The organism is Leuconostoc holzapfelii, from assembly GCF_012396485.1.
GTDB lineage: Bacteria > Bacillota > Bacilli > Lactobacillales > Lactobacillaceae > Leuconostoc > Leuconostoc holzapfelii.
The window spans coordinates 187,315-208,323 of the sequence record NZ_JAAXPO010000001.1 but is presented as its reverse complement, the minus strand read 5'-3'; the positions used below and the strand labels follow the sequence as shown (position 1 = coordinate 208,323).

Annotated in this window: 19 protein-coding genes and 1 tRNA gene; 19 read left to right on the top strand and 1 reads right to left on the bottom strand. The window is 44.5% G+C overall.

Annotation, left to right across the window (positions count from 1 at the left end):
• Position 1: 1 nt before the first annotated feature.
• The 15 genes from ftsL (at position 2) to HF966_RS00870 (ending at position 16,147) form a co-directional block, all read left to right on the top strand.
• Complete coding sequence (gene ftsL, locus HF966_RS00940; protein ID WP_168675791.1) at positions 2-358, top strand: cell division protein FtsL; 357 nt, start codon at positions 2-4, stop codon at positions 356-358.
• Between the two features lie 2 nt (positions 359-360).
• Positions 361-2,541 (top strand): penicillin-binding protein, encoded by a 2,181-nt coding sequence (locus HF966_RS00935; RefSeq protein WP_168675790.1) that lies wholly within the window; start codon positions 361-363, stop codon positions 2,539-2,541.
• Between the two features lie 18 nt (positions 2,542-2,559).
• Positions 2,560-3,522 carry a phospho-N-acetylmuramoyl-pentapeptide-transferase gene (mraY, locus tag HF966_RS00930; RefSeq protein WP_168675789.1) on the top strand — a complete coding sequence of 321 codons (963 nt, stop codon included), beginning with the start codon at positions 2,560-2,562 and terminating at the stop codon, positions 3,520-3,522.
• Positions 3,523-3,568: 46 nt separating this feature from the next.
• Positions 3,569-4,915, top strand: a complete 1,347-nt coding sequence (gene murD, locus HF966_RS00925; RefSeq protein ID WP_168675788.1) for a UDP-N-acetylmuramoyl-L-alanine--D-glutamate ligase — start codon at positions 3,569-3,571, stop codon at positions 4,913-4,915.
• A gap of 1 nt (position 4,916) precedes the next feature.
• Positions 4,917-6,026, top strand: a complete 1,110-nt coding sequence (murG, locus tag HF966_RS00920) for an undecaprenyldiphospho-muramoylpentapeptide beta-N-acetylglucosaminyltransferase (RefSeq protein WP_168675787.1) — start codon at positions 4,917-4,919, stop codon at positions 6,024-6,026.
• Positions 6,027-6,051: 25 nt separating this feature from the next.
• The gene (locus HF966_RS00915; RefSeq protein WP_168675786.1) at positions 6,052-6,789 is read left to right on the top strand and encodes a cell division protein FtsQ/DivIB; all 738 of its coding nucleotides are present in this window, start codon (positions 6,052-6,054) and stop codon (positions 6,787-6,789) included.
• 84 nt (positions 6,790-6,873) lie between these two features.
• On the top strand, positions 6,874-8,229 hold the full coding sequence (gene ftsA, locus HF966_RS00910; RefSeq protein ID WP_168675785.1) for a cell division protein FtsA: 1,356 nt from the start codon (positions 6,874-6,876) through the stop codon (positions 8,227-8,229).
• A 20-nt stretch (positions 8,230-8,249) separates the two neighbouring features.
• Positions 8,250-9,554, top strand: a complete 1,305-nt coding sequence (gene ftsZ, locus HF966_RS00905) for a cell division protein FtsZ (RefSeq protein ID WP_168675784.1) — start codon at positions 8,250-8,252, stop codon at positions 9,552-9,554.
• A 102-nt stretch (positions 9,555-9,656) separates the two neighbouring features.
• A complete protein-coding gene (locus HF966_RS00900) occupies positions 9,657-10,133 on the top strand; it encodes a cell division protein SepF (protein ID WP_168675783.1) in 477 nt (158 codons plus the stop codon).
• 3 nt (positions 10,134-10,136) lie between these two features.
• Positions 10,137-10,400 (top strand): YggT family protein, encoded by a 264-nt coding sequence (locus tag HF966_RS00895; RefSeq protein ID WP_168675782.1) that lies wholly within the window; start codon positions 10,137-10,139, stop codon positions 10,398-10,400.
• A 1-nt stretch (position 10,401) separates the two neighbouring features.
• Entirely contained in the window at positions 10,402-11,196 is a 795-nt protein-coding gene (locus tag HF966_RS00890; protein WP_168675781.1) for a YlmH family RNA-binding protein, read from the top strand.
• 34 nt (positions 11,197-11,230) lie between these two features.
• On the top strand, positions 11,231-11,896 hold the full coding sequence (locus tag HF966_RS00885) for a DivIVA domain-containing protein (protein ID WP_168675888.1): 666 nt from the start codon (positions 11,231-11,233) through the stop codon (positions 11,894-11,896).
• A 268-nt stretch (positions 11,897-12,164) separates the two neighbouring features.
• A complete protein-coding gene (gene ileS, locus HF966_RS00880; RefSeq protein WP_168675780.1) occupies positions 12,165-14,957 on the top strand; it encodes an isoleucine--tRNA ligase in 2,793 nt (930 codons plus the stop codon).
• Between the two features lie 101 nt (positions 14,958-15,058).
• Complete coding sequence (locus HF966_RS00875; protein WP_168675779.1) at positions 15,059-15,379, top strand: PTS sugar transporter subunit IIB; 321 nt, start codon at positions 15,059-15,061, stop codon at positions 15,377-15,379.
• Between the two features lie 144 nt (positions 15,380-15,523).
• Positions 15,524-16,147 (top strand): ECF transporter S component, encoded by a 624-nt coding sequence (locus HF966_RS00870; protein WP_168675778.1) that lies wholly within the window; start codon positions 15,524-15,526, stop codon positions 16,145-16,147.
• A 33-nt stretch (positions 16,148-16,180) separates the two neighbouring features.
• On the opposite strand, the gene HF966_RS00865 is transcribed toward HF966_RS00870, so the two are convergent.
• Positions 16,181-16,253: transfer RNA gene (locus HF966_RS00865), tRNA-Arg, on the bottom strand.
• A gap of 327 nt (positions 16,254-16,580) precedes the next feature.
• Between HF966_RS00865 and HF966_RS00860 the strand changes: the two genes are divergently transcribed.
• The 4 genes from HF966_RS00860 to HF966_RS00845 all read left to right on the top strand — a co-directional run bounded on the left by HF966_RS00860 (position 16,581) and on the right by HF966_RS00845 (position 21,003).
• Positions 16,581-17,369: a 2-keto-4-pentenoate hydratase gene (locus tag HF966_RS00860; RefSeq protein WP_168675777.1), complete on the top strand. Its 789-nt coding sequence runs from the start codon at positions 16,581-16,583 to the stop codon at positions 17,367-17,369.
• Between the two features lie 6 nt (positions 17,370-17,375).
• Complete coding sequence (brnQ, locus tag HF966_RS00855) at positions 17,376-18,749, top strand: branched-chain amino acid transport system II carrier protein (RefSeq protein ID WP_168675776.1); 1,374 nt, start codon at positions 17,376-17,378, stop codon at positions 18,747-18,749.
• Between the two features lie 107 nt (positions 18,750-18,856).
• Positions 18,857-19,486: a uracil phosphoribosyltransferase gene (upp, locus tag HF966_RS00850; protein WP_168675775.1), complete on the top strand. Its 630-nt coding sequence runs from the start codon at positions 18,857-18,859 to the stop codon at positions 19,484-19,486.
• A gap of 374 nt (positions 19,487-19,860) precedes the next feature.
• Positions 19,861-21,003: a PTS sugar transporter subunit IIC gene (locus HF966_RS00845; protein ID WP_168675774.1), complete on the top strand. Its 1,143-nt coding sequence runs from the start codon at positions 19,861-19,863 to the stop codon at positions 21,001-21,003.
• The last annotated feature ends 6 nt before the right edge of the window (positions 21,004-21,009 follow it).

Sequence of the window (21,009 nt, the reverse complement as noted above, 5' to 3'; positions counted from 1 at the left end):
CATGGCACAAAATGCATATCAATACACATCAACAGCAGAAGCCTTGCCGTTATCACAACCTAAAACACGCATTAAATACAAAGCCGCGCGTTGGACGAGAAAAGAACGTATGATGGTGGCTTTTGTTTCGGCTGTTGTCATGGTTTTGATGGTTGGTGTTGTTTTTTCAAGTATGCAAGCCAACGCTGCGCGGACGACAACGCAAACCATGCAGTCAAAGATTGATGACACGAAGCAAGCCAATGATGCCTTGCGGACGGACATTCAAAACAAGACAAGCAAAAAGAACCTGGACGAAGTTGCTAAAAAGTATGATATGTCATTATCAGATAGCAATGTTAGAAATGTTAACCAATAATGATGAAAAAAAACGTGAGACGTATACCGAATAAAAGAGTCACACAGAACGCCAAAATTTTTGGCGGTGTATTGTTGGGGGCAATGATACTTGTGACACTTGGGCTCGGGGTGCGTCTTTTTATTATCGCTGGAGGATCTGTTGACGGGCATAATCTCAATGATGCCACACGGCAAGCTTTTATGGCCAAACAAATTGTGCCGGCCAATCGCGGTAAAATCTATGATGCGACGGGGCAGGTTTTAGCTGAAAATACCACAGTTTATGACCTCTATGCAGTGCTTGATACGAAAGTCTTGCGGGTTAAAGACCCCAAAACAGGGAAATATGTCAGCGGATCTGGCCACGTTGAAGACAAGAATTTAACCGCAGAAAAACTCAGTCAAGTCATTGCGATGAGTAAGTCAGAAATTTTGAAGCGTTTGGAAAAGAAAGCCTACCAAGTGGAATTTATTTCGACCAAGGGTCAGGCCAGTAAAAACTTATCTATTGCGCAATATCAAAAAATTCAGGCAATGAACCTTCCAGGGATTAACTTCACCCCACATGCGGCACGAAGTTATCCAGAAGATAGCACCGCGTCACATCTGATTGGGATGACGAAAAGCAATGAAGACCCAAAGACTGGTCAAATGATACAATCCGGCTTGATGGGCATTGAAGCGTCAGAAAACAGCCTGCTCTCTGGGAAAAACGGCATCAAAAATTATGATGGTCAGACTGAAAATGTACAGGATAGCAAAACTGTACAAAATGGGAACGATGTCTATCTGACGTTAGATGGTGATTTACAAAATACGTTAGAAACCCGTATGGACGACCTGTTTTCGAGCACAAAAGCGGTTTCAGCGGTCGGCGTTTTGATGGAAGCCAAAACAGGCCGAATTGTAGCAGCGACACAACGGCCAAACTTTAATGCCAACGACCAAAATGATGCGCCGCAACTCTGGACGAATTTGTTAGACCAAGGGGCATTTGAACCTGGATCAACCATGAAAGGCATTACGTTGTCTGCGGCAATCGACACGGGTGAATGGCGACCAAATGACACCTACCAATCTGGCACCTTATTGATTGACGGTAAAAAAGTGGTCGATGCGTTTGGCCAAAATCAAGGCATCTTAACCTATCGTGAAGGCTTTTGGCGATCATCAAACGTTGCGTTTGCCAAAACTGAACAGGCATTAGGGGCGACAACTTGGCGTAAATATCTTGAGAAATTCCACTTTTTACAATCAACGCATTCTGGGTTAAATAATGAAGCGTCAGGTAGTATGTCATTTGATTACCCAATTGACCAAGCGAACACGGCCTACGGGCAAGGGATTAGTGTGACACCACTTCAAATGCTGCAAGCGTATTCAGCCATTGCAAATGACGGCCAAGAAATCAAACCTTATTTTGTTGATAAGGTTGTCAACCCCGCGACTGGGGCGGTGATTGAACAAGGTAAAACGACTGATGTTGCCCGCCCGATTAAAGCAAGCACAGCTCAACAAGTGCGGAAATATATGATTGATGTTGTTAATCAAAAGACTGGGACAGCGAGAGAATTTGATTTACGTAAATTTGGCTATCAAATTGCGGCTAAAACAGGTACGGCGCAAGTGTCGCAGGGTGGTCAGTACCTTCAAGGGTTAAATAATGCTATTCATTCCGTCATGGTGTTGGCACCAGAAAAAAATCCGAAGTATATTTTTTACTTGGCACTTAAGCAACCCAAGGTATTTCCGGATCCAACGATTCAAACCACAATGAATAAAGTTTTCCAGCCACTGATGCTACAAGCTTTAAATAGTAGTGATAGTGCGGTAAAATCAAAAACAACCAAACAAACGGTGCCAAATGTCGTTGGGCAGTCTATTCAAGAAGCCACAGCCACCCTTGAACAAGCTGGCTTTAGAACAGCAGTTGTTGGATCAGATGGTCAAGTGACGAGTCAATCGTTACTGCCAGACCAAAAGTCATTGACCAATCAGTTAGTTATCTTAAAGGCAAAAGGCAACACACATTTGCCGGATATGACGGATTGGAGTTTAACGGATGCGCAAGCATTTGCTCATGCAGCTGGATTTAAGTTAACATGGACTGGTTCAGGATATGTCGCTGGACAAAGTCTGAGAAAGGACCAATTGGTCGTTGATACAAGTCAAGTGGCCATCACCTTAAAAGAGAAGAATTAGAGATAAGAGGAGAAGAGAATGTCAGATAATTTATGGGCCTTAGCCCGAGCGTTTATTGTTACGGTGATTTTCATGCCGATGGTCATCAAATTTTTAAAACAGTCAAAAGAACAGGCCGTGATTCGCCAACTAGGCCCTGATCATCAAGCAAAAGCTGGAACGCCAAGTATGGGCGGGGCCTTGTTTGTGGTGGCCGCCGCGTTAAGTGCTTTGATTGGCGCTGGAACGGCTGGTGGGCTGTCGGGATTAGCGGCAATGTCACTACCTGTGATTGCTTTATTGGCTTATGCCATTATCGGCGGAATTGATGATACGTTAAAACTCGTCCGTCACGCTGATGAAGGTTTTGCCTTCAAGCCTAAGCTTGCTGCACAAACTGTCAGTGCACTTGTAATGATGTTGATTATGTGGGCGATGCATGTTCCATTTACCGTTTATGTGCCAATGATTGGGACATTTAACCTCGGTCTGTTTTACTTCATATTCTTGTGGTTCTGGCTTGTGGGCTGGTCTAATGCAACGAATTTGACTGATGGCTTAGATGGGCTTTTAGCGGGGACGAGCGTGGTTGTCTATGCTGCCTATGCGTTTATCGCCAATCATATGCATCACCAAACCATTGTGATTTTTAACTTTGCGATGATTGGGGCATTACTGGGCTTCCTGATTTTTAACAAACCAAAAGCTAAAATTTTTATGGGAGATACAGGTTCATTAGCATTGGGGGCTGGTTTGGCCATTGAATCAATTATATTGGGGGTGCCATTCTCCTTGGTGTGGTTCGGTTTGATTTTTGTGATTGAAACACTCTCAGTGATTATTCAAACGGTTGGTTATCACTACTGGCACAAACGCATCTTTCCAATGGCACCGATTCACCATTCCTTTGAAAAGTTTGGTTGGAGTGAATGGCAAATTGATACCCTCTTTTGGATCATTTCAGCAATTCTTGCCGTTTCAGGCATTTTCTACATGAATTAAACAAGTGAGCGTGGCTCACGTACATAAATAATAAGGGACGGATAAAATGGAAGCAGAAGCATTTAACAATAAAAAAGTGATGGTATTCGGTTGGGCACGTTCTGGTAAGGCGGCCGCCAAACGTTTAGTGGCTCTCGGGGCGCAAGTCACAGTTGTTAATGGTGGTGATTTTGAAGCAGAACCATTGCGAGATGAATTGCAAGCTACCGGGGTGGTCTTCATTAGTCATGATGATGCCAACGCTTTGGATGATACGTTTGCTTATGTCGTTAAGAATCCTGGTATCCCGTATGACACAGCGATTGTTCAAAGGGCCATGGCGTTAGGGATTCCTGTGTTGACCGAAGTCGAGGTTGCGTTGAGTTCGTTTAAAGGCCGGTTAATTGCTGTCACGGGTTCAAATGGTAAAACAACCACCACGTCACTTATTCGGGAAATGTTACTGGCTGACGGGCAAAAAGTAACCACAGCTGGCAACATTGGGACACCAGTGAGTGAGGTTGTTGCTGAGTTAACACCGGCCGACACGTTATTGCTTGAGTTATCAAGTTTTCAATTGATGGGCTTGCCAGACATCCAACCAGACATTGCGTTAATTACCAATATTTTTGCCAATCATCTGGATTACCATGGTAGTCGCGAAGCCTATGTCGCGGCTAAGTTCCAATTGACTAAAAACCAGAAGTCAGATCAAGTGCTGGTATTAAACGCAGACGGACAAGACACGCCGGCGTTTTCTGACAAAACAGCGGCCCAAGTCGTACTGTTTTCGCGCACTCAGTCCGGTCAATTAGTTGATAGCACGGCTGGCAACCTTGTGATTGCAGGTGAAACGGTCATGCCACTGACGGCGATTAAATTGGTCGGCCCACATAATTTAGAAAATGTGCTGGCTGCTGCGACAGTCGCGCATTTGGCTGGGGTTAAAAATGCCGCTATTCAGCAAGTGTTGGCAAGTTTTGGCGGTGTGGCGCATCGACTAGAGTATTTATTTACTGATCAAGATGTACTCTACTATAACGATTCCAAAGCCACTGATATTGAAGCAACACAAACAGCCCTCAACAGTTTTGACCAACCAACTATTTGGCTAGCTGGTGGGTTAGATCGTGGGGATGACTTGATGCGGTTGTTGCCAAACTTGACCCATGTGAAAGCGGTCATTGCCTTTGGTGAAACACAGCAAAAAATTGTTGCAGTTGCGCAAAAAGCAGGGCTACCGGTACAAACTGTCGATGACGTTGCCGTTGGCGCAAAAGTGGCGGTAGCCATGGCCCAAGCTGGTGAGGTGGTGTTATTATCACCAGCAGCGGCCAGTTGGGATCAATATCAGGATTTTGAAGTCCGCGGCGATGTATTTGTCACCGCACTAAAGAAAGTTTTGGGGCGATAATATGCGTGTAATTTTATCAGGTGGCGGCACAGGCGGCCACATATATCCAGCCTTAGCGTTGGCTGAAGTTATTAAACAACATGATCCTGAGGCGGAATTTTTGTATGTTGGCTCAGAACGGGGCGTTGAGGCTAATATTGTCCCGCCGACAGGGATGGCGTTTAAGCAATTAAAGGTGCAAGGGTTCAGTCGTTCATTGTCGCTTGAAAATATTCAAACTGTGCGTTTGTTTTTGAAAGCAGTCAAGCAGTCCAAAAAAATCATTAAAGCCTTTAAACCAGATATTGTTGTCGGCACCGGTGGCTATGTTGCTGGAGCGGTCGTTTATGCCGCACAACGGATGAATATTCCGACCGTTATCCATGAACAAAATTCAGTGGCCGGTGTCACCAATAAATTCTTGGCTCGTGGGGCAACTAAAATTGGCGTTGCTTTTACGGTTGCTAAGGCACAATTTCCAGCGGGGAAGGCAGTGCTTGTTGGCAATCCACGTGCCCAACAAGTGGCACAAATTAAATCAACTTTTTCATGGCAAACGCTTGGTTTGCGTGATGATAAGCCAACATTATTGATTTTTGGTGGCTCACAGGGCGCACCAGCAATTAACCTGGCGGTGATTGAAGCGATGAACGCGTTTAATCAACGCGCCTATCAAGTGGTGATTGTCACTGGGCCAAAACGTTATGACAATGTGCGACGTTTGTTACAAGAACAAGGGATATCACCGGCAGATAATGTCAGAATCTTACCTTATATTGATAATATGCCAGAAGTCCTAGCGCAGACGGCGGCAATTGTTTCACGGGCTGGGGCGACGTCCATTGCTGAAATTACAGCGCTGGGTATCCCATCAATTTTAATTCCAAGTCTACATGTGACGGGTGATCATCAAACCAAAAACGCACAAAGTTTGGTGGATGCTGGGGCAGCATTGATTGTTCCCGAACCCGCTTTAGATGGTGACACGCTTGTCGCTGCGGCGGATCAACTTTTATTAGATGCAACACTTAGTGATAAAATGGCTGCCCAAGCCACGAAGGTCGGGATGCCTGATGCTGGCGATCGTTTATATCAGCTCTTGTTGTCAGCAATTGCAGAAAAGAAAGATTAAAAATTTGCAGACGGTAACGCACAATATGAAAGAAAAAAAGCCGGTACCACGTCAATTTTGGCTAAATCTTGTGATCTTTGCCGCCGGCCTGATTGCCTTGATGGTTGTCATCCGACCATGGCAAACCGTTCAACAAGTGACGGTTCATTCAGCAACCATACCAGCGTCAGTGATTGCAACAGATGCTCAGGTGTCAGATAAAACACCGATCTGGCGGGTGACTGGCCAGACTGGTTTCATTGCCCAACAGTTATTACGCCGCAATCATCTATTGGATTCAGCGCAAGTCACATTAACTGGACAACAACTCATCATTGATGTGGTTGAAAAAGTGACTGCTGGTTATGTCCAAAAAAATGGTCAGTGGCAGGTGATTGATCGCAATGGTCACCAACGCCCAATTACTGCGCCAAAAGGGGATGCACCAGTGTATGCTGGTTTTAAATCAACAAAGATTTTGCAACAGGTGGTCAGCCAATTTGTGGGTCTGGAGCTGACCATGCGCCAAAACATCAGTCAGATCACGTTTTCACCCACCAAAGATAATGCGAATCGTTTGGTCATTGTGATGGATGACGGCAATACAGTGTATGCATCGTGCCAAACATTTGGTAAGAAAATTAGTTTTTACCCAGGCATTGTCGCACAAATGCCAGAAAAAGGGATTGTTGATTTACAGTTCGGGGCATACTCGCATGGGTACGGTTCTCAAAGCGATTCGGCACAAAAGACAAAGGATTCAAAAACAACACAAACGCCATAAGCTATGGCAGAATAGACCTAATTTATGCTATTATTATTCTTAGGTATATTTTATAAAAAATAATTTTGTAAAGGGGCACAACGCATGAATAACGCAGGCGTGACGGCTGGGTTAGATATCGGCACCACATCAATCAAAGTTGTGATTGCGCAAACAACCGGCAACCAGTTTAATGTGATTGGTGCGGGGACTGCGCCATCTCGTGGGTTACGTAAGGGTGTCATTGTCGATATTGATGCGACGGCCAATGCGATTCGCGAAGCCATTAATCAAGCACAAGAAAAAGCCAATATTCAAATTAATGAAGTGGTTGCTGGCATTCCAGCCAATCAAATTGAAATGATTCATGTCGATGGGTTAGTCTCCATCGCAAATCAAAATAAGCGGATTACTTATGATGATGTACAACATGTGACGCAACAGGCATTGTCTAATCATTTACCAGCAGATCGAGATGTCATTGATTTGATCGCAGATGAATTTAGTGTGGACGGCTTTGATGGCATTAAAGACCCACATGAAATGATCGGTGTCCGGCTTGAAATGCGCGGTACCGCGTATATTGGGCCTAGCAAGATTTTGGATAACACACGGATGGCCATTCAAAAGGCTGGCGTATCGTTGCGTGAATTCGTCCTAGCGCCACTGGCAATTGGGACAAGTATCTTAAATGATGGTGAACAAGATTTTGGTACAGTTTTGATTGATCTTGGCGGTGGGCAAACCACGACGTCGATTATTCATGATCGTAAGCTGAAGTTTAATACGGTGGATATCGAAGGTGGTGATAATGTCACAAAAGATATCTCAACCGTCTTAGGCACGTCATACGCTAATGCGGAACGCATTAAGCGTGATTATGGTTTTGCTGATCCAACGTATGCCAGTGATGACAAAAATTTTTCAGTGGAAGTTGTGGGAGAAAATCAACCACAAGTCGTTTCGGAAAAATACTTATCTGAAATTATTGCGGCACGTTTAGAGCAAATCTACACACGTGCATTTGAACCACTCAATGCTGTTAATGGACTGAATATGCCCGGTGGTTTTGTGCTGACAGGTGGGAACGCTGCCTTGCCAAAAATGGTTGACTTTGCAAAATCTGTTCTTGGTGAAAATGTTCGATTGTTCGTACCCGACCAAATTGGCTTGCGTCATCCCTCGTATACACGTGCGATGGCCTATGCGATGTTTGCTTCTCGTGAAAGTATGACACAACAAGTCATTAAACAAGTCATCATGTCTCAACAAGAAACAGTACCCTATGCACAACCCGTTGAAGCATTGCCAATGGCACCACAAGCCTATGTCGACACAGCTGAAACGTCTGTGAAGCCATTTGATCACTATCAATACAGTGGCAACACATCAGAAAAACCGCGTCAAGGCTTCTTTGGTCGTTTGATGCAATCAATCAAAAATTTATTTAGCGAAGATTAACATAGTTAAGGAGACAACTCATGGATTTTTCAATTGATGACGCCCAAGAAGCTGGCGCAATCATTAAAGTAATCGGTGTTGGTGGCGGTGGATCAAACGCTGTTAACCATATGATCGAAGAAGGTGTCAATGGTGTTGAATTTATCGTGGCCAACACGGATGTGCAAGCACTCGATAAGTCAAAGGCAGATATTAAAATTCAAATCGGCCCAAAGTTGACAGGTGGTTTGGGTGCCGGTTCTAATCCAGAACGCGGGACAAAAGCAGCCGAAGAATCAGCTGAAGATATTGCCGCAGCGATTGCCGGTGCCGACATGGTCGTGATTACGGCCGGCATGGGTGGTGGAACTGGTAATGGAGCTGCCCCTGTTGTCGCACGTATTGCCAAGGAACAAGGCGCTTTGACAGTGGCTGTGGTGACGCGGCCATTTAAGTGGGAAGGGCCTAAGCGTGGCCGTTTTGCTGCTGAAGGGCTGCAAGCCTTGTCAGAATCAGTTGATTCACTCATTGTCATTACCAACGAACGTTTGAAGGATCGTATTGATTTACGTACACCTTTGTCAGAAGCGTTTAAGGTGGTCGATGAAGTGGTTGCCCAAGGTGTTCGTGGTATTTCAGAATTGATTACCAACCCCGGCTTTATCAACTTGGATTTTGCTGATGTGAAGACTGTCATGCAAGATGCCGGTCCTGCCTTGATGGGTGTCGGTCAAGCGAGTGGTGAAACACGTGCCGCTGATGCGACTAAGCAGGCCATCTCTTCACCATTGCTTGAAGTGGATATGTCAGGTGCCGAAGATGTCTTGTTGAACATCACCGGTGGGCTGGACATGTCATTGTTTGAAGCACAAACGGCCTCAGAAGTCATTGCCCAAGAAGCTGGCCGTGAAGTCAATGTGATCTTTGGTACCTCAATTGATGAGGAACTTGGGGATTCTATTCGTGTGACGGTCATTGCAACGGGCTTGCAAAAGTTAGCCAACGAAACAAGTGCTAAGCAAGCAGCGCCTAAAACGGCAAAAACGAATTTGTTTGGTTCACAACCAACTGAAGCGCCAAACGCTACACCAGCGAACAATTCCGTTTTTGAAAAGCCAGCAACGGAAGCGACGCAAGCTGCGCCAAAGCCAACACAAAATGATCCCTTTGCAGATTGGAATATGACGGGTGCATCAAAAGATGCCTTCGCCGAAGATGAACGTTTTGACGGCGTGCAAAAGCAGGATTTTGATGTCTTCAATACACCAACGTCAAATCACGCACCAGTTGATTTTTCAAACGCTGAAGATGAAGACGAGCAACCACCATTCTTTAAAAAGCGTTAATAACGTGATGATTCTAGTGGCATAATCGCTTATTATGTTGGCGAATCACGCAAGACCTTTGGACAAGAGATGAAACATCAACCAATGCAGTAAGGAGAAATCATGGCATTAGGCGAGACGCTAAAACGTCTTTTCAGCAATGAAGAAGACGATTATTACGAAGAAGGTTATAGCAATACGGGTTATCAAGAAAAGCCCCAACAAGCTTACCAACAACAAACTGCGCAACAAAACCCACAACAAAGCACTTACTTTAACCGGCCAACAACCCAAGCGGCACAACCAATGATGACCGACCCAAATAATGCTAATAGCAAAATTGCATTATTTGAACCTAAAGTTTATTCTGATTCGCGTGCCATTGCCTCACAAATTCTCGGCGGCGAAGCGGTGATTGTTAATTTCACACAAATTGATGAAGCACAAGCCAAACGTATCCTTGACTTTTTAGGTGGTGCGGTATACGCTGTCAATGGTGAAATTGAACGTATTGGACAATCCATCTTTTTAGTCACACCGGATACATTTGAAATTTCTGGGACACTGACTGATAATTTGGAACCCAATACGCGGTATTAATCGATGCTTGAATTGCTAAGTTGGGTCATTCGAATTGCACATTACTATGAGTATGCCATTGTCATTTACATTTTAATGTCATGGTTACCTGGGGCGCAACAATCCCGGCTTGGTCAGTGGCTTGGTCGAATTGTCTTGCCGTATTTGAATTTGTTCCGTGTTATTCCACCAATCGGTGGCATGATCGATATTTCACCGATTGTTGCCATTTTGGCATTGAATTTTGCGGTGAGCGGTTTAGCACATCTTGTGTTATTATTTGTCTAATATGTCAGAAGGCACTGTATCAACAATTACACAACATTTTAGACCAGAAGAAGCAGCATTTATTCAACAAGCCAGTGATTGGATTCGACAGAGTGAAGATGAATATCGCGCGATTCTCACAAGATTTTTAAATCCAAGAGAGCAATACATGCTCACAACTTTAGTTAATCGTTCAAGTGGTTTAATGGTGAAATACGACGGTGGTTATGCTGGTGCTGAAAGTCAACGTGCCATCATCACCCCAGATATTTTCCCAGTAGCGCAAGCTGATTTTGAACTTTCGTTGTTAACGATTGATTATCCGACAAAATACACAACTTTACAGCATGCGTCGATATTGGGTGCTTTAATGCATGCCGGCATTAAACGTGCGGTTGTGGGCGATATTTTGTCTGATGGTCAAGCTTGGCAAGTGCTAGTTGATGCGCGCATGGTGGCGTTTATTCAGCAAAACGTGACAACCATTGGTCGGACTAAAATTCGGTGGACAATTTGCCCACGTGATGCGCGTATTGTGATGCAAGATGACTGGGTGGAAGCCTTTGGCTTACTGCCGTCATTGCGGTTAGATGCCGTGGTTGCTACAACGTTTGCAATACCACGTAGTTTGGCTAAGACATTAATTACGCAACAGCAGGTGCGACTCAATTGGGCAACCCAAGAAAAACCCGATCATACCGTCGCAATTGGGGATTTGATTTCTGTGCGAAAATATGGCCGAGTCAAGCTTACAGTACTTGACGGTTTGAGTAAAAAAGATAAAATTAAAGTGCTTTACCATATTATTCGACGATAACATGGCGGGGCGGTTAATTGAAAAGGAGACGATGATGGGATTAACACCAGATGAAATTTTGAACCATGAATTCACGAAAAAGGGGTCACGTGCTTACGTTGCTTCAGAAGTTGATGCTTTCTTGGACCAAATTAACAGTGATTATGAAGCACTAATTGCGGCCCGTGATCAATTGACACATGAAAATGCGGCGTTGCAAGCTAAAGTTGACGAACTTGAAGCAAAACGTGAACAAGTGAATCAGTCGATTTTTGTTGCCCAAGAAGCTGCTGACCGTTTGAAGCAAGATGCTGATGCGGAAGTTAAGAAGCAATTGATGCACGCACAAGAATCCGCAACTAAAATCATTAGTGATGCACGCACAAAGGCGGAAGCTGAAGCAACGCATTTAGCCCAAGAAAATGCCGATCTCGTGCAAGAGCAAAACGCGCTACGCGCCGAAGTGGAAAATTTCAAAGATTCCTTCTTGAAATTGTTAACACAACAGCGTACACTATTAGAAAATGATGAATTAGCTGAGGCGGTTCATCGTTTGCCAATGGGCGAAGCAACAACACATCGTGTAGGTAGTGCAGAAACTGCTGCTACACCAGCACCTGAAATGGCTGCTGAAGCGGTAGTTGCTGTTGAGGCGACAACAGATGCTGAACAAGGACCTGTTGTCGTGTTTCCCGAGGCGGAGAGGCCGGATAATAATTAATAAAAAGCGTAACACAGAAAGATTGGTTGACATACGCAAAGCGAGTCATGTTGGTTTGAGATGATCGTCCCTGCAGCCTTTCAGATCAGTTATTAAGTTTGTTGGACCGAAAGTAAGTAAGTTCAAACGGTGCAGGTCGTTAAAACTGATTTGAGGGGTGTCCAATACACCTAAACTTGGGTGGTACCACGCGAAAGCGTCCCTAGGCAATTGCCTAGGGACGCTTTTTATTGATTATAATTTGAGAAAACATCAGAGGAGATAGTTGATGAAGTATAAAGAAACACTGAATCTTGGAAAAACTGATTTTCCAATGCGTGGGTCATTGCCCAAAACAGAGCCAGTTCGGCAAGAAAAATGGTACGATGCCAACTTGTACCAACAACGTTTAACTCAAAACGAACAAAAGCCACATTTTAATTTACATGATGGCCCACCATATGCCAATGGGAACATTCACTTGGGTCACGCATTGAATAAAATTTCAAAAGATATTATTGTACGCTATAAAAATATGGCTGGCTTCTATGCCCCATATGTCCCTGGTTGGGACACACATGGTTTGCCAATCGAGCAACAATTGACTAAGGCGGGCCATGATCGTAAGTCAATGCCCAAAGCAGCTTGGCGCGATTTAGCCAAGGCCTTTGCCTTAGAACAAGTGGATAAGCAACGTCATGACTTCAAACGTTTGGGGATTATGGCTGATTGGGAAAATCCATATGTTACTTTGCAACCTGAATTTGAAGCAGCGCAAGTCCGTGTTTTCGGTGAAATGGCGGGTAAGGGCTACATCTTTAAGGGCTCAAAGCCAGTCTATTGGTCTTGGTCATCTGAATCAGCGCTGGCTGAAGCGGAAATTGAGTATCACGATATTGATTCGACGTCACTTTATTATGCCAACCGCGTGAAGGATGGTAAGGGGATTCTTGATTCAGAGACCTACTTGGTTGTTTGGACGACCACACCATTTACGGTAACAGCTTCTCGTGGGATTACTTTGGGGCCTGACATGGATTATGCCGTGGTACAACCTGAAGGGGAAACACGTAAATTCGTTGTGGCCACAGGTCGCCTAGAAGCTATTGCGCCTAAGTTCGGTTGGGACAAGTACGAAGTGCTTGCGACGTACAAGGGCCAAGAATTAGACCGTATCACAGCCTATCATCCTTGGGATGAAGACGTTGAAGAGCTCGTGATGAATGCGGATCACGTCACGTTAGATTCTGGTACTGGGTTAGTGCATACCGCGCCTGGGTTTGGTGAAGATGACTTCAACGTTGGAAAAGAGTATGGCCTGGAAGTTGCAGTCACTGTTGACGAAAAAGGTTACATGACCAAGAATGCCGGCGCAGACTTTGAAGGTCAGTTCTATGATGACGTGGTTGGTTTGGTGATTAACAAATTATCTGAAGCTAATGTTTTCTTAGCAAAAGAAAAGATTACTCACTCATACCCATTTGACTGGCGGACGAAGAAGCCAATCATTTGGCGTGCTGTGCCACAATGGTTTGCGTCAGTTGAAAAGTTCCGTCAAAACATCTTAAACGAATTAGATAACGTGAATTTCTATCCAGATTGGGGCAAGAAGCGTTTGTACAACATGATTCGTGACCGTGGGGATTGGGTCATTTCACGTCAGCGTGTCTGGGGTGTCCCATTGCCAATCTTCTATGCAGAAGATCAAACACCGATTTTGGATCAAACAATCATTAATCATGTTGCGGACTTGTTTGCAAAGCATGGGTCAAACTATTGGTTCGAACATGACGCAACGGAGTTACTGCCTGAAGGTTATACGAATGAACATTCACCAAATGGCCACTTCACAAAAGAAGAGGACATTATGGATGTTTGGTTTGATTCTGGTTCCTCTTGGGCCGGTGTCATGAATACTCGCCCACAGCTTGATTACCCAGCGGATTTGTATTTGGAAGGGTCTGATCAATACCGTGGTTGGTTCAACTCATCATTAATTACTTCTGTTGCAGCAACTGGTCATGCGCCATATCAAAATGTCTTGTCACAAGGCTTTACACTTGACGGTAACGGGAACAAGATGTCAAAGTCATTAGGCAACACGATTTCACCGCTTGATGTGGCTGATCAAATGGGCATTGAAATTCTCCGTTTGTGGACAATTTCTGTCGACACGTCACAAGATATGCCAGTGTCAAACGAAATTTTGAAGCAAGTCTCTGAGAGTTATCGTAAGTTACGGAATACGTTGCGTTTCTTGATGGCTAACACGTCTGACTTTAACTATGCCACTGATGCCGTGGCGTTTGCTGATCGTGCGGGTCACGACCAATACTTCTCAGTTTTGTTAAATGACTTCGTCAAAGATGTGCGCGGTTATTATGATAACTACCAATTCAATGATATCTTTAAGCGGATGATTAACTTTGTCAACGTTGACTTGTCAGCGTTTTACTTGGATATTGCCAAGGATGTGGTTTATGTTGAAGCGCCAACAGGTCATGCGCGTCGCTCAATGCAAACAGTCTTCTATGAAACTTTGCTCGCTTTGACAAAGTTGATGTTGCCAATCTTGCCTCATACAGCCGAAGAAGTGTGGGAATATCTGCCAAATGAGACAGCTGGCTTTGCCTATTTGTCAGAAATGCCAGAAGTCCAAGATCTTGGCGATACGACACAATTATTAACGAACTGGGCGGCATTCATGACAATGCGTGACGCAGTTAATAAGGCGTTGGAAGAGGCACGTACGGCGGAATTAATTGGTAAGAATGCTGAGGCCGCTTTGACATTGTATGTGACACCTGAACAAGCACAATTGTTAACAGATTTAAACGCCGATGTTCGTTTGCTTTTGATGGTTTCACAATTGCATGTTGAAGACGTTGCACAAGCCGGAGAGGCGAAGGATTATGACGGCTTGCGGATTGTTGTGGCACATGCTGCGGGTGGTGTGTCACCACGTGATCGCATGTATCACGAAGATTTGGGGGCTGATCCTGATTTCCCAGAATTATCAAAGCACGAAGCAGAAATTATTCGTGAATTTTATCCTGAAGCATTAACCGAAGGATTTGAATAAATCAAAAGCGATGCTAGATGGCGTCGCTTTTTGATTGATAAGTTTTGTTAGCGCTTACTTTTAGACTGTATCCGCAGTATACTTAAGGTAGGAGAACTATCATGGCCATAAAAAAAATCATGCTGGCATGTGATGCGAGTGCCACAACACCATTGCTTGTTGCGACGATAGAAAAAGCCATTTCGGCACAAGATAAAAATGTGATGGTTTTTGCCACAACATCGCCGCATATTGATGATAAAATTTTATCAGAGCAGCCCAGTATTGTACTCTTAGCGCCACAACTGGCATATTTAAAAGGCGAAGTGAAGGCGCAAACTGATCAGGTCGGTGTGCCGTTAGCCGTCATTCAGCTCAATGATTTTAATGACATGAATGGTGAGCGCATTTTACAATTAGCCGAGCGATTCATGTATCGCTAAGGCAAGATTTTCAAGTGTCAACGGTGAACGTATGACGTGAGTCATGGTTTTTAGCCTGCGTATTGTGTTCGGCCTATAACATAAGATACAATAGATTTATCTTAATAGAAGGGCGGTTGAAAGGGAGCTTTTAACTGACAGCTTATGACAAATCAGAAAACGACATACTATATTACAACAACGCTATTTGTGGCGATTGTTTTTGTACAAACACTTGTCCCATGGTTAGGCACAATGCCACTCGGCGCGTTTGTAGTTGGTGCTAGTGCGACAATCATTCAATTTACAGTGGCACTTGCAGGTATTATTTTAGGACCCAAATATGGGGCAATTGTGGGATTTTTTTGGGGCATGATGTCGTTTTTTAACGCGTTAACGCATCCTGGGACAATTGGCTCGTTGATGTTCCAAAATCCTGTAACCGCCTTATTGCCTCGGATTTTGGTTGGGGTCATTATCGGGTGGCTGTTTAATCGCTTTTTACGCCAGCGCACAGCGCCGATCCGTTTTGTTGGCCTCGGGTTGTTAGGGATACTGGCTGCTTTAATTAACACCGTAGGTGTCGTTATATTAACGGCGATTGGTTTTTCAGTTATGCACACGAACTTTACGGGTATTCCAAACCATCATTTGCTGAGTTGGTTGATTGGCATTGTGTCATTTAATGCCATTTTTGAAATCATTGTGGGCTTCATTTTAGTCATGGTGATTGGCAATGTGATTGTGCCGGTTGCGGCACGGGCAGGCCTCACAGGCGGGCAAAATTAAAAAGCTGTGGCGATACTGCCACAGCTTTTTTGATGCACTAACCCAGACTCGAACTGGGAGCAAAGACTTAGGAGGTCCCCGTTTTATCCCGTTAAACTATTAGTGCGAACTATCATATTATACCGTAAGACGAATAAAAATCAAAATCAGAGAATATACCAACTTGGCATAAAAAGGCCTCATTTTAAAATTAAGGTTGACAAGATTTAATGTGTGTGTTTTAATAAAATCATTAAATGTAAAAGAGAAATATCACATGACATTATCAGCTCACACAAACACACAAATTATTATCAGCATTATCATTATTTCGTGATAGGTGCTGACAATTTGTGGTGCCTATCAATGATTGATAGGCAGCTGATGATCGTTTAGGACACGCTGCAGTTTATTGCAGCGTGTCCTTTTTGTTTTATTTCGTTAGGAGAGAAAGATGACATTAACAGCAGAACAAACAACATTAGCCCAAGCGTTATTTGATGCATACCAAGAAAATAAGCCGTTAGATCGGGACGCCTTCGTTGGGACCGTGACAGATTTTGAGACAGCTTATCAAGTACAAGATACGGTGATGGCCCATAAAGGTCAAGCAGTTGCGGGTTATAAGGTATCGCTAACTTCCCCTGAGACGCAGGCGATGTTTCAATCAGATTCACCGTTATATGGGGCACAGGTCGCTGACAAATTTGTTAACTCACCAGCAACTTTAGCATTGGCTGATTATAATGAACCATTGGTTGAAGTTGAGCTGGTCTTTACTGCAAAGACAGCGTTAACGCCGGACATGTCGGTTGAGACACTACTTGAAAATACCACCGTGGCCCCCGCATTAGAAGTGCCAGATGCACGGTTTAAGACGTGGTTTCCCCAGCTCGATAAATATTTGGTGTTGAGCGATTGTGCCGTTGGTGGGGCGGTAGTTGTGGGTGAAGCTAAAGACGGCGACACGTTGACTGTGGCGGCACTTGCCGAAGTGCAAGCAACACTCACATACGATGATGAAAAAGTAGCTGTAGGTCAGGGCTCAGAAGTTTTGGGCAACCCGTTGTTGTCATTACAATGGTTGGTTAGTAAGTTAGCCGAACAAGGGAAGACATTCCCTGCGGGGACCAAAGCCTCTACAGGAACGTTCTTGTTGCCACCGACCCTCAATGCAGGCCAATGGCGCGTGGCCTTTACGGGTGGCTTTGGTGATGTTGTGTTAAATGTGAAAGGAAAGTAAGTAACCATGGAAAATAAAAAACTCACTTGGCAACAACTGGTGTTAGTTGCTTCATTAATCTTTGGCATGTTTTTCGGCGCTGGGAATCTCATTTTTCCAGTTCAACTCGGCCAATTATCAGGTGGCAACTGGCTCCTTGCAACCTTAGGGTTTTTGGTGACAGGGACCGTGGTGCCTTTCTTGGCCATGCTGGCAGTTAGTGTCACGCGTAGCCGCAGTGTCTATGATGTTGCTAGACCAGTTGGTCATTGGTTCGGCTTGGCTTTCTTGGTGGCGATTCATTTGACAATTGGACCATTCTTTGGGACACCGCGTACGGCAGCCACCGCATTTTCAATGGGTGTTTCACCATTCATCGCCCCAAAGTATCAAGATTTGGGGATGCTTGTATTTTCTGGCTTGTTCTTCGGGTTAGCATATTATTTGACTGTGAAACAATCAGGTTTGATGAAATGGGTCGGTAAATACTTAAATCCACTATTTATGGTCTTACTTTTGTTAGTCTTACTTATGGCACTCTTTATGCCGATGGGAAACACGCATCAGGTGGTGAGCACGACTTATCAAGCACATGCTGGCTTCCAAGGCATCCTGGATGGGTATAACACGATGGATGGGATTGCTTTATTAGCTTTGGCCGTTTCTGTCGTCTATGCTGTTAAGGCGCTTGGCTTTCGCGATGTTCAAGTGTCTAAAGTCTTGGCAAAGGCTGGCTTATTAAGTATTTTGGCTGAGGCTTTACTGTATACGGCTTTGGTTCTGCTCGGTGTGACTAGCTTGGGGCAATTTAAAGCGGCTGCAAACGGTGGTGATGCCTTTGCACAAATTGTTGCCCATTATGCCGGCAACTTCGGGACGGCATTGACAGGTGTGGTTGTCACACTTGCAGTGTTTACCACCGCCATGGGACTCTTTGTGTCGTTTGCACAAGATATGCACTTGGCATTTCCTAAAGTCAGTTATTTGTGGTTCCTTCGTGTGATTGCTTTTGGGTCGTTTGTGACGGCTAATGCTGGCTTGACCAACATTGTCGCTTGGTCAGTGCCTGTCTTGATGTTGTTGTATCCTTTGTCATTGGTCTTAATCTTATTGTCACTTACAGCGAAGTTCTTTAACTACTCCAAAGTGGTGTATCGCAGTGTCGTTGGGTTTGTGACCTTACCTGCCTTGCTCGATGCCTTGGCAAGTTCACCATTTATGGCGGGGCACTTTGCCCAACAAGTTGTGAGCCAATATCACCAGTTGGTGCCGTTTTCAGCATTAGGGTTTGGCTGGATTGTCCCAGCATTAGTCGGTGCTGCTGTTGGTCTGGGCCTGTATACTTTGGCACAAGTCTCTCAAAAGCAAAGTGTTGCCGTTAATGTTGATGAATCTTACTAACCTTGAGATCGCTTCCTTTAATGGGGGCTTTTTTGTTATAATAGACTTAGAACTAATTGGAAGGAAAGGCGTGGTAAGGCACCAGTTGCCCGCTGAAAATGATTATCATGGGAAAATTTGTCGAGATGGATCATCCCTTGATCCAACATAAATTAACAATGATTCGTCAAAAAAATGTCGGAACAAAAGATTTCCGGGCACTTGTCGACGAAATTGCAATGCTGATGACATATGAAGCCAGTCGTGATTTGCAATTGGAAGATGTCGTGATTGAAACGCCGGTTGCTACAACGACCAAAAAGCAATTAGCTGGAAAAAAATTAGCGGTTGTCCCTATTTTACGGGCTGGTTTAGGGATGGTCGATGGCATTGTCCAATTGATTCCAGCTGCTAAAATTGGCCATATTGGCATGTATCGTGATGAAGAAACCCTTGAACCGGTTGAATACTTTATCAAGTTACCTGAAGATATTGACCAACGCGATGTGTTGCTGGTTGATCCGATGTTGGCGACCGGTGGTTCCGCAAAGGATGCCATTTCGGCATTAAAGAAGCGGGGCGCAAAACACATTAAGCTGATTACTTTGGTTTCGGCGCCAGAAGGCGTAAAAGCCGTACAAGATGCGCATCCCGATGTGGATATATACACAGGTTCATTAGATGAATCATTAAATGAGAATGGGTATATTGTGCCAGGTCTTGGCGATGCGGGTGATCGTCTCTTTGGGACGATGTAACAAAAGGTAGCGTTTAACGCTACCTTTTTTAATAAAAATAAACTGAGTAAAAATTAAAGTGTTGACATTTTTTTATTAGGTGTGTATAGTAATACTCATCAAGAAACAAGCAAGTAATTGCTCAAAAAGGGAGATCGCAAAATGACACATACATTCGGCAAGCAAGTTAATCATACACTCCTCCTCAACCTCCTTCTCATCTGAGTCTAGTAGGTTGTTATTTGAGCAAATCAGCTACTAGACTTTTGTAAAGTGTAGTGGCTGGTTAGGAAAAAACACGTGAAAACGTCCTAACGAGCAATCGTTGGGGCGTTTTCTTGTTCCCAACGATTGCACTGCTCAACTGAAGTGTAAACAAAAGGGAGAGAAATATTATGGCACAAAACGCAATGACACCAGGTCGTGAAATTGATACAGAAAAGATGCAAGAAAAAGTTGTTGAAGCAAAAGCTTCCATGCGGGAACTGGTTTATAACACCTCAGCAGCGGTATCCAATGCTATTTTGGTGACGTTGGGGATGGGCTTGTTGTTACAAACAATTGCTGGATTTATCCACTGGGCACCGATGGTTCAAATGGGTGCCATCACCAAAGTGATGTTGCCAGCGGCGTTTGGTGCAGCTGTAGCCTCACAAATGAAAACCAACACGATGGTCATGTTTAGCGCGATGGCTGCTTCAACTGTTGGCGCGAATGCTGTTTTCTTTAGTAAAGCAGCTGTCCAAGGCGTAACGGCCACTGGATACGCTGGCCCACAAGCGGCTGGATCTGCAATCATGACGACTGGACAACCTATTTCGGCAGTCATTGCTGCTGTGATTGCTGTTGTATTTGGCAAGTGGTTGAGTGGGAAGACACCGTTGGATATGGTCATCGTGCCTGCGGCCACGACAATTGTTGGCACGGTGAGCGGTTACTACTTAGCGATGGTAACAACGCCGGCCTTAGTAGCAATTGGTCATTTTATTGCTTCAAGTGTTGCGGTTAATCCAATTGTTGGGACAGCTGTTGTTGCCATGGTTTTCGGAGGCTTGACAATGACACCTGCATCAGCTGCCGCTTTGGCGGTGGCGATTGGCGCAACTGGGGTGACTTCACCTGAAGCAGCCGGGGCAATTTTGATTGGTACCACCGCAGTCTTTGTTGGCTTCCCAGCCATGTCATTTCATGAAAATAAGATTGGCGCAACGATTGCCCAAGGTATTGTCACACCAAAAATCCAATTCCCAAATTTAACCGAAAATCCTGCGTTGATTATCCCACCAATGATTGGTGCAGCCATTGCGGCACCAATTGCCACGATGGTGTTCCATGTGACGGCACCATTTGCTATGGCTGGTATTGGCTTTAATTCATTCATTGTGCCATTGGCTTTAGCCGGGTCTAATCCAGTCGCCTTTGGTGCATATATGATTGTGGGTGTTGCTGTCCCTGTGGTGGTGTCATTTATTGGTTACCGTGTGATGCGTAAGATGGGGTGGGCAAAGCCAAATCAATTGCATTTGGAAATGATTTAAGCACCA